We start from the raw sequence: 11,663 nt of genomic DNA on the forward strand, positions 1-11,663 counted from the left end.
ATATTGAACACCTCTAAAAGTGGCGATTGTACAAGCCCAGACGGCACTTTCGCCATCAATACCGCTGCTAGGTCTATCGAAAAATTGGATTATCACTTGCCAGGTGGGCTAAATGCCGGCCAGTTAAATTGGTTCAACGATAGTAATTTTCCCGAACGAAAATTTATGGCCCAAGATTTGGTATGGTTTCTTTTGGACAACAACAAATCTGAAGATTCAATTATTTTTGTTCTAATGGCTGTTGATGCGTTGGTTAACGGCGGAACTGTTAATGTTGATGATAGGATAATAAATACGATAACCTTTCCTTGCCCCTCAGATGTTGTCGAAGAAGCAAACAAAGCAGATAACCCTATAGCTCAAAAGATTATGGACTCTTTTGGTAGCCAAGACGGTCCAGATTTGTTTTATTCAAATACAGACATTCCTCAAGACAATCCAGATGGTCATGTATTAGGACGGACAATACCGACTACGAACAGTCAAGGAAACATAGTGAGAATTAACATAGAACTAGACAACGACTTTTTAATTGATGCAACCGATCTCTCCATATTCGCAACAGTAATTCATGAAAATATTCATGCATTGATGTACTATCAATTGTCCAACGCTGGCATAACTATTGATAACCCAAACATAGACTATTCAATTTTGGCTAACGAATGGTCTAAGCACGTTGCCCATGTTCAGGCTGGTGTTCCTCAAGATGAAATCTTGACGGATTTGGCAATACAGCAACATCAGATAATGGGTGCTCTGGTTTTGGAAAGTGCCCAGATTATTCAAAATTATGGCAATTTAAAAGGGTATAATGTTAGTGATAATACCGCAGAAGCATTAGCCTGGGCTGGTCTACAAGACTCAGTCGCTTGGACACTTTTAGAAGAAATTGTAAAAGAGAATTATAAAAATATTATTGACGATGAAAGCACAGGTTTTGAAATTTTGGCAATCGGGTCCCCATGTAATTAGACCTTTTTTAGTTTCTACCTTTATAATGTTCAATCTTAATTTATCGAGTCAAGATTATAGCATAAAAGATGAAGGGTACTATACATTGATTGAAAAAGTAGTTTTAGAGGCAAAAATCATTGGTCCTGATGAACTTTACAAGTTAAATAACTATATAAAAAATGGAATATTAACCCAACAGGATAGTATAAATTATGTTCAGAACAAAAAAAATAGTATTCCGATTATATTTAAAATAACAAAAAATTCAGCCTTAAAAAAATTATTGGAAGAGTCACTTAAATTTGGTTTAAAGAGCTTAAATAAATATTTTACAGATGAAGAAGTTAAGTGTATTATTGATAATATTCCAGAGGAAAAATCACTCCAAAACAATTTTTCTAAGGAGAATTTTTTTACGGAACCCTATTCGAAAGGAAGGTTCGGACACTTTTTTTCTTCTCTTGTTTCAATAAAAGATAATGAATACTTACTATATCATTTTAACTTAAATAATAATATTTATGGTACAGAAGAGTTAATTGTTGTTGCGAAAATAGATGAAGGTTATAAAATTAAATATCGTATCAATTTCAACAGTTGGAATTTTGAATATTGAAATGCGAATTAGCCTACATATATTTAGTTTCAGTTGATTTAGGCGCAGAAAAAGCAAGAAAAGTAGCTGACGGAGTACTAGGAAGAGTTCGTGAAAAACTAGGATATTAATTATCAGCCTCAGAAAACCTCAAATATTATAAACCGACCACTAGGTCGGTTTTTTGTTTTAATTACTACTGAGTCCGTGGTAGTATTCCCGATTTGTAATGGCATTTTATCGACAAAGTGATTATTTAGTCCATTCTACACCTTTAATAATCAATAAACAAACCGAGTGGTTTGTAAAATCTCAGATAGCCTCAAACAGTTTTCCAGGTAACGGTCGTATAACACCTTTCATTTCCATAGTCAACAAGGTAGACGATGTTCTATAAATAGGCAGTTTACAATCTAAGGCTATACTATCTAAAATTTGCTTCCCGTTATTCTGTAAATAAGTGTAAATATTTTGTTCAATCTCATCTAATTCAATAAAAAGCTGTCTCTGAATTGTCTTATTTTGTTTCTCTGCTATATCCCAATCTAGTAAATAAATCAAATCTGCAGCCGAAGTCATTACATGTGCTTTTTGCTGCTTGATTAGGTTATTACAACCCAGACTGTATTTATCGGTAGTTCTACCTGGTACCGCAAAGACATCTCTATTATAACTATTGGCAATATCAGCGGTTACTAGACTACCACCTTTTTCAGCAGATTCAACTACAACCGTAGCTTCACTCACACCAGCAATTATTCTGTTGCGTTTTAAAAAATTTTCACGTTCGGGGTTACTGGTGCTCCAAAACTCAGTGTAGAATCCGCCATTCATTAAAACATCGGCTTGGTACTTGGCATGTACTTTTGGGTAGATTTGATTTAATCCGTGCGCCAAACAACCTATGGTTTGCAAACCGTGCTTGGTTGCTTCTTTTTGAATACAAATATCTACTCCGTACGCAAAACCACTAATTATAACTGGGTTCAATGGAGCTATTTCTTCAATAAACTGTTCACAAAAAGCAGTACCGTAGCTCGTAATATTACGAGTGCCTACAACACTAATCAATTTACGATCATGCAAATCAATATTTCCTTTCTGAAATAAAAGAATAGGCCCGTCTATACAATGTTTTAAATATTTAGGATAATCTTCATCTAGAAAGTAGGTACAGTTGATATCGTTTTTTAGCACATAGTTATATTCTGACTCGGCAGCTTCTAAATGCTCTAAGTCAAATAAATGTCTGATTGTATGGGTACCGATACCATCGATTTTTAAAAGATTTTGCTTTTTATCTTCGAAAATTGCGGATGGATTCCCACAATGTGAAATTAATTTCTTCGCGAGGATATCTCCGATATTTGGAACATGTTGTAACCGAAGTATTGCAACAAGTTCATCAGCAGTATGTTGTGTAGTTTTCATTTCTTGTTCACAAATAAGCGAAAAAAATATGTTAATAAAAAGTTACCGAAGGTGTTTTTATACCTCATTATTTTCTTCATATTTGTGATCCGATGGTTTTAGAACACTATATAAGCGATTTACTTTATAGGTACAACTGTGTTGTTGTTCCTGGATTTGGAGCATTCCTTACCCAAAAAAATTCTGCCAAAATAAACGTGGTTACCAATACGTTTAGTGCACCAAATAAATCTATTGTTTTCAATAGACAACTCATCTCTAATGATGGGCTTTTGGTTTCTTATGTATCAAGTGCAGAGAAGGTTTCTTATGAAACAGCATTGGTTGAAATTGAAAAACAAGTGAAAACTTGGCAAGAAGTTTTGATTCAAGAAACTTCTTTAAACCTTAAAAATATAGGTTCTTTAGCAAGAAACCAGGAAGATAAAATATTGTTTCAACCTGCAAATGAAACAAACTATTTAACCTCTTCATTCGGTCTTTCTAATTTTAACTCTATACCAGTAACTAGAGAAGTTCTAAAAGAAGAGATTGTAGAAATAGAAGAAAAAATACCGTTCGTTATTAGTCCTGAACGTAGAGAAACTAGAGGTTTTAGACCTTATTTAAAATATGCTGCTATTCTAATGTTAGCATTTTCTACAGGAATAACCGGTTATCGTGCATACCAACAAAAAAATACAAACGAGCAAGTTGCAAGACAAGATGCTGAAGAATTTGTAAACAAACAAATACAAGAAGCGACCTTCTTTGACTTATCGCCATTAGAATTACCAACGGTTACCGTTGAAGCTACTACAACTTCAACAGCAAAATCAACCATCAACAAAGATGAGGCAACACACTTTATTGTTGCCGGCGCTTTTAGGGTGAGAGGTAATGCCGATAGAAAAATTGAACAGCTTAAGGCAAACGGATTTAATGCCGGCTATTATGGCACGAATGCTTACGGACTTCACATGGTAACATTTGATAGTTACACCAATGCAAACGATGCTTTAAAAGCATTGCGTGAAATTAAACGTACGCAGTCTAAAGATGCTTGGTTATTAACCGAAAAATAAACCTACACACATTTTATTAGTACCCTTGATGCCCGTATCTTTGCGCAAAATTTCTAATTAATGGAAGCAAAGACTCCTGCAGCATCTCGTACTACAATGACCGATTTGGTTCTCCCAAGTGAGACCAACGCACTTCAAAATTTATTTGGGGGCGAACTATTGGCACGTATGGATCGTGCAGCGAGTATTGCGGCCGGTAGACATAGCCGTAGAATTACCGTTACAGCGTCTGTTAACCATGTAGCCTTTAACTTGGCAATTCCGCTTGGTAGTGTTGTTACTGTAGAAGCAGCCGTTTCTAGAGCATACAACACCTCTATGGAGGTCTATATAGATGTTTGGATAGAAGACCGCTACAGCGGCAAGAGCACTAAGGCAAATGAAGCTATCTATACCTTTGTTGCCGTTGATGAAACAGGTACACCAACTGAAGTTCCTGAACTAACGCCGGAAACTCCTCTAGAAATTACCCGTTTTGAAGGTGCATTACGTAGAAAACAGCTAAGTCTTGTTTTGGCAGGAAAAATGAAGCCTGATAATGCTACCGAGCTTAAAGCTTTGTTTACGAAGTAAATGGCTTTATCTTGTTCTTGAGGTGTCGTTCTCTATTGAGATTAATTATAAAAATGCAATCTAAGTGTAATGAAAAAATATTTTTATCCCACTAAGATGTATTTAATGGCGGTACTAATAAATATACTGCCATTTATTCTTTTAGGATTCATAATTAAACCTAAAGGGGAAGCTGGAATGTTTATTATATTAACATTAATTGCAGCAGGAATATGGTTAATAGCGTATTTACCTTATGTATTTATAGGTAGAATCAAGAGCAGAATTCTTGTTTTGACAACCTTCTTTTTACCTTCCATTTTAATGTTTGTATTTACTAAAATTTGGACTCATTTTACGGCATTTCATTTTGATGAATTAATACATTTTCTTTGGATACCATTAATACCGAATTTGATAGTCCAGGCTTTGTTTAGTTTTGGTTATAATAAATATGTCCTAAGAATAAAACAAAATCTTTAAATTAGAAAAAAAGAGTTAAGCGACCCAAGATATGGACTTGCAGCTGCCTGTGCAGGTTGGAAATCAAAAATGACCAAACCGTCACTATTACATTGTCTAAACTCAGGCGATGTTCCTTTAATTTTTGTTATTGAAAATTCACTAAAAGGAAAGTACGCTAGGTTAAGATAACGCAAAAATTTTTGCATATTCAAAACTTAACTAGCAACTACTTTCTGTTAAACCACCTCTCGGTACAAATCCTTTTCCAATTCTGACTGCTCTAAATCAACCTCAAAAGAAAGGTCCATTTCAATTTTGTTTGCATTATTCCAAATATAAAGTGCAGCCAGACCAATGCTTCCTATTATGAAAAAGGAGATAGAATATGCAATTAGTCCACCGTAGGCTAAAGTCAAACATATAGCTAAGAAAGCAACAAATACCACAATTGGTTTAAGAGACCAGTTTAAATTAAAACTTGGTGATTTAGCATTCTTCTCTAATTGATTTTGAGTAGACTCTGAATTTAAAGTGATCGTGTTGCTCATAATAGTTCCTTTTTACTAATTAATACAGTAAAATTCGGAAAAATTAATCAACCACCACTCACATAATAGCATGAAAATCAATATGATAACTCAGAATTAAAGAAATAATATTATTTAAATAACAGAAAAATAGTATTGATAAAATTAGCTACTAAAAATTGAAGTTATCGGGATCAGGACCTGAACGTTCTCCTGTTTCCAAGCCATCTATAAAAGTAATATCAGCTATAGACAACTCAAAATCAAAAATATCAGCATTAGATGCTATTCGATTGGCATGTACAGATTTTGGAATAGCAACAATACCTTTTTGAAGATTATAACGCAAAATAATCTGTGCAACACTCTTATTATACTTTTTAGCCAAGTCCGCACAAATATTTAATTCAAACACCTTACCCTGCATAAAAGGAGACCAAGACTCGTATTGAATTCCGTTCGAAGTACAAAAATTGATAAGGTCTTGCTGCACCAAGTACGGATGAAACTCCATTTGGTTGACCATAGGCACCACGGTACATTCGCTCATCAGATCTTCTAAGTGATGTTTTAGAAAATTACTAACTCCTATAGCCCTAATTTTCTTTTGAGCATACAGATGTTCTACAGCTCTCCAAGTATCTTTGTACTTATCTGCAACTGGCCAATGAATAAGGTATAAATCTAGGTAGTCGACACCCAAACGTTTTAAACTCGCATCAAAAGCTTTTAGTGTTTCATCATATCCTTGGTCAGCATTCCAAACTTTGGTAACCAAAAATATTTCACTTCTATCTATTCCGCTTTCGCGTATACCTTGCCCTACACCTTCTTCATTTTTATATGCTGCCGCAGTATCAATATGCCGATACCCTAATTGAAGTGCACTCTTTACCGCATCTACAACTTCTTGGTCATTATCTGATTGATAAGTTCCCAAACCTAAGTACGGCATCTTTACCCCGTTACTTAATTCAAAGCTTCCTTTTATATCTGATATAGTGTGTTTTTGACTCATGCTTATAAAGTTTTAAAGACGATACACCCAATCTTCTGGGTTAAGACGAGAGGTATCTTGGTATAGGTAGAATTTTAATCGGGTTTGTCCATTGTTCTTATTGGTGTAAACCACACCTAGCTCTTCTTTACTAGAAACTTTATCTCCTTTTTTGACATATAGTTCAGAAAGGTTGTAATAAGTACTAATGAAATTACCATGTTTAATTTGAACACCTTTATTACCGCCTGGTACAGCCAAAATAGCAATTACCTCACCTTCAAAAATGGCACGTGCTTTAGAACCCTCATCAGTTGCAATGATTACACCGTTGCTTTGGTGTTTAATTCCTGGATAAACAGGATCGGCATATACTCCGAATCCTTGACTTTTTATTCCCTTTTCAACTGGCCAAATCAATTTACCTTTATTTGCAGAGAAGTTATTTGCGATAACCGTAGCTTCGGGAGTTAACACAAATTTGCTTGAATTTTTGGTAGTACTTCCCGTTTTTTTATTGGAAGCGGCAATAGCACTTCTGATCAGTTTTTCAATTTGCTGATCTATTTTTCTAGATTCCTTCTTCTTCTTATCAATAGCACTAGTATACTTACTCTCGTTTTTACGAATAGTACCTAATAATGCTTTTTGTGTCTGTATTTCGGCAAATAATTGATTTTTTGCTTTTTTGTTTTGAGCCAACAAAACCTCTTTTACTTTACGCTCTTCGTTCAAGTCTGAATTTAACCGCGAAAGCTCTTCTGTTTTAGCTAATATTTGAGCTCCTTGCTCTTTTCTATAGTCAGTATATTGCTTCATATACTGAAGTCTTTTAAATGCCTGAAAAAAGCTTTCTGACGACAACAAGAACATCAACCTGTTTTGCTTGGATTTGTTCTGATATGACTTCTGTATCATTTTAGCATACTCGTCCTTTACTTCTTGCAGCTCATTCTTTAATTTCCCTATATTTCTGATGTTGGTATTGATCTGCCTGTTCAACAAGTTAGATTGTTGATTGGTAACACGAATTAATTGTTGGCGTACAGTAATCTTTTTATCCAATGCTTCCATCTGATCCAATACATTACCTTTCTCTTTTTTCTCAGCAAAAAGTAATCTGTTGATATCCCGTATTTCAGTCTGCAGTTGCTCACGTTTTTCCTCTAAAGCTTTTTGCTCACTGGTTTGCGCAAAGGCAGATACCGCAGTGAACAGCACTAATAGGAAAAGACCATATTTTAATTTGAATAACATCTGCTTACAACTCTATTTCATTAAACCCTTTTGGTATTGAATATGGAAAGTTAACTTTTACGTTCAATTCTAAATTTTTAAACTCCAGGTCAATCGTATTCATCTTATCCTTACTTATAGCCTTTACCATAATCTCATTAGGCAAAACTTCTTTATCTATACTTTGATAATTTTTATAGGTAATTTCTAACAAACGTTTGTCTGCAGGTTGGGATAATTGCTGCAAAGCCATTTTAAAATTTTTAGGCTCTATTTGAAATAAGGTTTTGTACAAAGTACCTTGCTGCTTTGGAGTAAGCCTATAATTATCTTCAGATATACCAATATTATACTTCTCATCTCTTAAATCTACTATCGCCTGACCGGTTAGTAAATTTTGTAGAATAGAAAAATCTACCTCGGTCCCAAGCAAATCACTTAAATATGAAAAATCACCATCAAAATATTCGTTTTGTAATTTGTTATAAAACGACACTCTATCTGGCGTGATGTATGCCTTTACAATACCTAATGGAGCACTCATCCAAATAGCTTTGTCTTTTTCCATTCGTAAGCTTACCGAAACACCTTGAGAAGATTCGCCATCGGAATAATTAATTTTAACCCTACCTGCTAATGTCTTAAATCCAGCTTCGTTCTGGTAATGCGCTTTTATCACCGATTTAGACGATAATTTTGCATCTACTGTACCTCCAGAAATCACCTTTGTACTTTTACAAGACGCCATAAAAACTACCGCGACCACTAGTAAAGCATATTTTATCTTCATCATATTTAAAAACTTCGTCATTTAAAATCCTGATTTAATTTTACTAAGGTACATATTTGCTTTAGACGTATTATTTGTCGCCGTATATGCATTTACCAATTCTTTATAAATAGCATTTTCTAAGTTAGCATCATCAACTATGTAGTCTAATGCCGTCTCTAGAATATCAATAGCATCTTCATATTTAAGCGCTTTATTTAAAGATGCTCCGTTGGCATAATAGAAATAAGGCTGAGAAGGGAAACGTTCCATTGCCTCTTCGGTTGTTTCAAGTAAAATATCATTGTCAGAACCCCCAGTAAGCAAGGTTTCAATTTTTGACTTATACCCTTCTACACCGTTTAAATCTTCAGAAGTTTCTGTTCTCTCTACATTTGCTACAGATACCACTATCTTTTGTTGTTTAGCAATGGAGTCGTTAATTTTCTGCTCTAAATACTTTTGTTTTTTTGACGTTTTAATTCCTTTTAAAACAGACTTTGCAGTAACGTAATCTGCGTTTAAAAAATAGATTTCTGCCAAATTACCTCTTAGTTCAACGTTGTTCCAAGGTAATTCTGTTTTCACCTCTTCTAGTACAGATTTTCTAGCATCAACGACATTAACGAGAGTTTCAGCATACCAGTAATTTTCCGGCTCTCCGTTCAATGCTTCTAAGGCATATTCTTGAGCAAGTATATATTGCTTATCATACAAATGAAACTTAGCAAGTTCAAAAGTAACAACTGTATTTTGCGGCTGTAGACGTTTACATTCTAAAAAGTAGGTAATGGCACGGTCATAATTTCTTATTCCCATTTGCTTTAATCCCTCGAAAAAATTCTCTTGAAAAGTATCAGAATATTCTTCTAGAAATACTTCAGCACTTTGTTCTACTTCTAATTCTTGATTTTCTTGTGCATAAGACTGCAAGGGCGTATTACAAACACCAACAAGCAAACCCAAAAAAATCAACTTCTTCATATGTAAAATTTAGAAATTACTTTACGCCGGTACTACCAAATCCGCCTTCGCCTCTTACGGTTTCAGACAGATTATCGACAAGGTTCCACTCAGCACGTTCATGCTTAGCAATGACCATTTGTGCAATACGTTCACCGTTTTCAACAACAAAATCTTCACTACCCAGATTTATCAATATCACTCCGACTTCTCCTCTATAATCAGCATCTATCGTGCCAGGTGCATTAAGTACTGTGACTCCTTTTTTAGCGGCAAGACCACTTCTAGGTCTTACTTGAGCTTCTATACCTACAGGCAACTCAATGAAAAGACCAGTTGGTATAATGGCTCTGCCTAAAGGTTGTAAAGTAACAGCTTCAGCAAGATTAGCTCTTAAGTCCATACCAGCAGAAGCATTTGTTTCGTAATGCGGTAAGTCGTGATTCGATTTATTTATGATTTTTATGTTCATCTATTTAAGTATAATTTTTTTAGATTCTGAAATTCCAATTTATAAACCAAGCCTAAGAACAATAGCAATAGCGGTATACCAACGAAAAGATTTCTATCAAAAATGTAAAATGATATTGCAGAAAACAAGATAGATACTACTAAATAAAAGATAATTTTTCTAAAGTTATACGGGATAGGATAATACATACGCCCGAAATAAAACGAAAGCAACATCATGGACCCGTAAGCCAATAAAGTTGCAACGGCAGATGCCATATATCCAAAATAAGGAATGAAAATTAAGTTTACGATTATAGTCAAAACCGCGCCAATCATGGATATATAAGCTCCGAATTTTGTACGATCGGTCACCTTATACCAAACGGATAAATTGTGATAGATACCTAAGAAAAAAGCCGCTAATAAAATTAATGGCACTACAGGCATCGCTTCCCAATACGCTTCATCGCGTACAAAAAGAACCTTCAACACATCAGAAAAAACTACTACTGCCAACAATATGATACTCCCTAATACTACAAAATAATTTGTTATCTGAGCATAAGCTTTCTGTGGATGCTTAGTGTCTGAATGGCTAAAAAAAAAGGGTTCAATACCCATTCTAAATGCAGTGGCAAATAACGTCATAAATACTGCTAATTTTACACAAGCCCCATACTTACCCACTTCATTACTAGCGATTTCTACAGGTAATATCTTCTCTAGTAAAATTTTATCCAATACTTCATTTACGGTAAATGCAATACCCGCTATCATTACTGGCATGGCATATTTTAGCATTCTCTTCCAAATTTCCATATCAAAAACATATGGTCTTCGTAGATAAACTCTTAACATTAAAACTAATGTGACAGCACTTGAAACCAAGTTAGAAATTAAGATGTATGAAATCTCAAAATCTGGTTTGTAGATAGAAACTAAGAAACCTGAACTATCTGTAGCTGCAATTTTGGGCAGAAAAATTAAGAAAAAGGAATTCAACCCTAAGTTTAAGACTACGTTTATCAACTTTACTATGGCATAACGCATAGGTCTTTCATTTGCTCTTAACCAAGCAAACGGAATAATAACTAACGCATCTAAAGCTAATATCCAAAAGACATAGCCTATATACTCATTTGATATTTCAAGAACATCGGATAACGAAGATTTAAACAAAAACCCAATAAGCATAAATAACAAAGTTGATCCCAAAATGGACAACAATGATGTCGAAACCACTCTTTTTTTATTTTCTGTATCCTTATAGAATCTAAAAAAGGCAGTCTCCATACCATACGCTAAGAAGACATTGAAAATAGCAAAATAAGCAAAAATCACCACGACTTCACCATATGAACCTGGCTTCATTACACCCGTATAAATAGGCACCAATATAACATTAAGCATCCTTGGCAAGACAGTTGCCAAGCCATAGATTGCAGTTTGTTTAAAAAGTTTTTTGAGTGGATTCAAGCACTATACATTCAGATTATAAAAGTACCTATTAAAAGCCTAGATACAAAGTTACTTCTCTGGTTCTCTTAATAATTTATTTTAATACAGTTTTAATAACCTCTAAGTTCAAGTCATAAGTGCAACACGAATATTTAAAACAGATGGGGCTAGCCCCATCTGTTTTAGGCTCAATATT

General features: G+C 34.5%; 12 protein-coding genes. 4 read left to right on the plus strand and 8 right to left on the minus strand.

Annotated features, from left to right (window positions below; all coding sequences use genetic code 11):
- Positions 1-3 precede the first annotated feature (3 nt).
- Positions 4-975, plus strand: a complete 972-nt coding sequence (locus tag Q4500_RS04530; protein WP_303598535.1) for a hypothetical protein — start codon at positions 4-6, stop codon at positions 973-975.
- The gene (locus Q4500_RS04535; RefSeq protein WP_303598536.1) at positions 926-1,573 is read left to right on the plus strand and encodes a hypothetical protein; all 648 of its coding nucleotides are present in this window, start codon (positions 926-928) and stop codon (positions 1,571-1,573) included. The genes Q4500_RS04530 and Q4500_RS04535 overlap by 50 nt, the downstream gene beginning before the upstream one ends.
- A gap of 291 nt (positions 1,574-1,864) precedes the next feature.
- Here the strand turns inward: Q4500_RS04535 and dprA are convergent, their stop codons facing one another.
- Complete coding sequence (gene dprA, locus Q4500_RS04540) at positions 1,865-2,983, minus strand: DNA-processing protein DprA (RefSeq protein WP_303598537.1); 1,119 nt, start codon at positions 2,981-2,983, stop codon at positions 1,865-1,867.
- Between the two features lie 92 nt (positions 2,984-3,075).
- On the opposite strand from dprA, the gene Q4500_RS04545 reads away from it, so the two are divergent.
- Positions 3,076-4,047: an SPOR domain-containing protein gene (locus tag Q4500_RS04545; RefSeq protein ID WP_303598538.1), complete on the plus strand. Its 972-nt coding sequence runs from the start codon at positions 3,076-3,078 to the stop codon at positions 4,045-4,047.
- Between the two features lie 60 nt (positions 4,048-4,107).
- Positions 4,108-4,620, plus strand: a complete 513-nt coding sequence (locus Q4500_RS04550; RefSeq protein WP_036151042.1) for an acyl-CoA thioesterase — start codon at positions 4,108-4,110, stop codon at positions 4,618-4,620.
- A 680-nt stretch (positions 4,621-5,300) separates the two neighbouring features.
- Here Q4500_RS04550 and Q4500_RS04555 read toward each other — a convergent pair.
- From Q4500_RS04555 to Q4500_RS04585, 7 genes are all read right to left on the minus strand, one after another.
- Positions 5,301-5,612 carry a hypothetical protein gene (locus Q4500_RS04555; RefSeq protein ID WP_303598539.1) on the minus strand — a complete coding sequence of 104 codons (312 nt, stop codon included), beginning with the start codon at positions 5,610-5,612 and terminating at the stop codon, positions 5,301-5,303.
- Positions 5,613-5,763: 151 nt separating this feature from the next.
- On the minus strand, positions 5,764-6,609 hold the full coding sequence (locus tag Q4500_RS04560; protein WP_303598540.1) for an aldo/keto reductase: 846 nt from the start codon (positions 6,607-6,609) through the stop codon (positions 5,764-5,766).
- 12 nt (positions 6,610-6,621) lie between these two features.
- A complete protein-coding gene (locus Q4500_RS04565) occupies positions 6,622-7,845 on the minus strand; it encodes a murein hydrolase activator EnvC (protein WP_303598541.1) in 1,224 nt (407 codons plus the stop codon).
- Positions 7,846-7,849: 4 nt separating this feature from the next.
- Positions 7,850-8,635 carry a DUF4292 domain-containing protein gene (locus Q4500_RS04570; RefSeq protein WP_303598542.1) on the minus strand — a complete coding sequence of 262 codons (786 nt, stop codon included), beginning with the start codon at positions 8,633-8,635 and terminating at the stop codon, positions 7,850-7,852.
- Complete coding sequence (locus Q4500_RS04575; protein ID WP_303598543.1) at positions 8,636-9,577, minus strand: lipopolysaccharide assembly protein LapB; 942 nt, start codon at positions 9,575-9,577, stop codon at positions 8,636-8,638.
- Positions 9,578-9,593: 16 nt separating this feature from the next.
- The gene (gene dut, locus Q4500_RS04580; protein WP_303598544.1) at positions 9,594-10,028 is read right to left on the minus strand and encodes a dUTP diphosphatase; all 435 of its coding nucleotides are present in this window, start codon (positions 10,026-10,028) and stop codon (positions 9,594-9,596) included.
- On the minus strand, positions 10,025-11,485 hold the full coding sequence (locus Q4500_RS04585; protein WP_303598545.1) for a lipopolysaccharide biosynthesis protein: 1,461 nt from the start codon (positions 11,483-11,485) through the stop codon (positions 10,025-10,027). The genes dut and Q4500_RS04585 overlap by 4 nt, the downstream gene beginning before the upstream one ends.
- Positions 11,486-11,663: the final 178 nt, after the last annotated feature.

Origin of the sequence: Maribacter sp. 1_MG-2023 (genome assembly GCF_030547005.1) — a bacterium.
Lineage (GTDB): Bacteria > Bacteroidota > Bacteroidia > Flavobacteriales > Flavobacteriaceae > Maribacter.

What these genes read in the sequence shown, in the direction of transcription:
- Q4500_RS04550 (WP_036151042.1), top strand. Translation starts at nt 4,108, where the DNA reads ATGGAAGCAAAGACTCCTGCAGCATCTCGTACTACAATGACCGATTTG.
- Q4500_RS04570 (WP_303598542.1), bottom strand. Translation starts at nt 8,635, where the DNA reads ATGACGAAGTTTTTAAATATGATGAAGATAAAATATGCTTTACTAGTG.
- dprA (WP_303598537.1), bottom strand. Translation starts at nt 2,983, where the DNA reads ATGAAAACTACACAACATACTGCTGATGAACTTGTTGCAATACTTCGG.
- Q4500_RS04560 (WP_303598540.1), bottom strand. Translation starts at nt 6,609, where the DNA reads ATGAGTCAAAAACACACTATATCAGATATAAAAGGAAGCTTTGAATTA.
- Q4500_RS04555 (WP_303598539.1), bottom strand. Translation starts at nt 5,612, where the DNA reads ATGAGCAACACGATCACTTTAAATTCAGAGTCTACTCAAAATCAATTA.
- Q4500_RS04575 (WP_303598543.1), bottom strand. Translation starts at nt 9,577, where the DNA reads ATGAAGAAGTTGATTTTTTTGGGTTTGCTTGTTGGTGTTTGTAATACG.
- Q4500_RS04565 (WP_303598541.1), bottom strand. Translation starts at nt 7,845, where the DNA reads ATGTTATTCAAATTAAAATATGGTCTTTTCCTATTAGTGCTGTTCACT.
- Q4500_RS04535 (WP_303598536.1), top strand. Translation starts at nt 926, where the DNA reads ATGAAAGCACAGGTTTTGAAATTTTGGCAATCGGGTCCCCATGTAATT.
- Q4500_RS04545 (WP_303598538.1), top strand. Translation starts at nt 3,076, where the DNA reads ATGGTTTTAGAACACTATATAAGCGATTTACTTTATAGGTACAACTGT.
- dut (WP_303598544.1), bottom strand. Translation starts at nt 10,028, where the DNA reads ATGAACATAAAAATCATAAATAAATCGAATCACGACTTACCGCATTAC.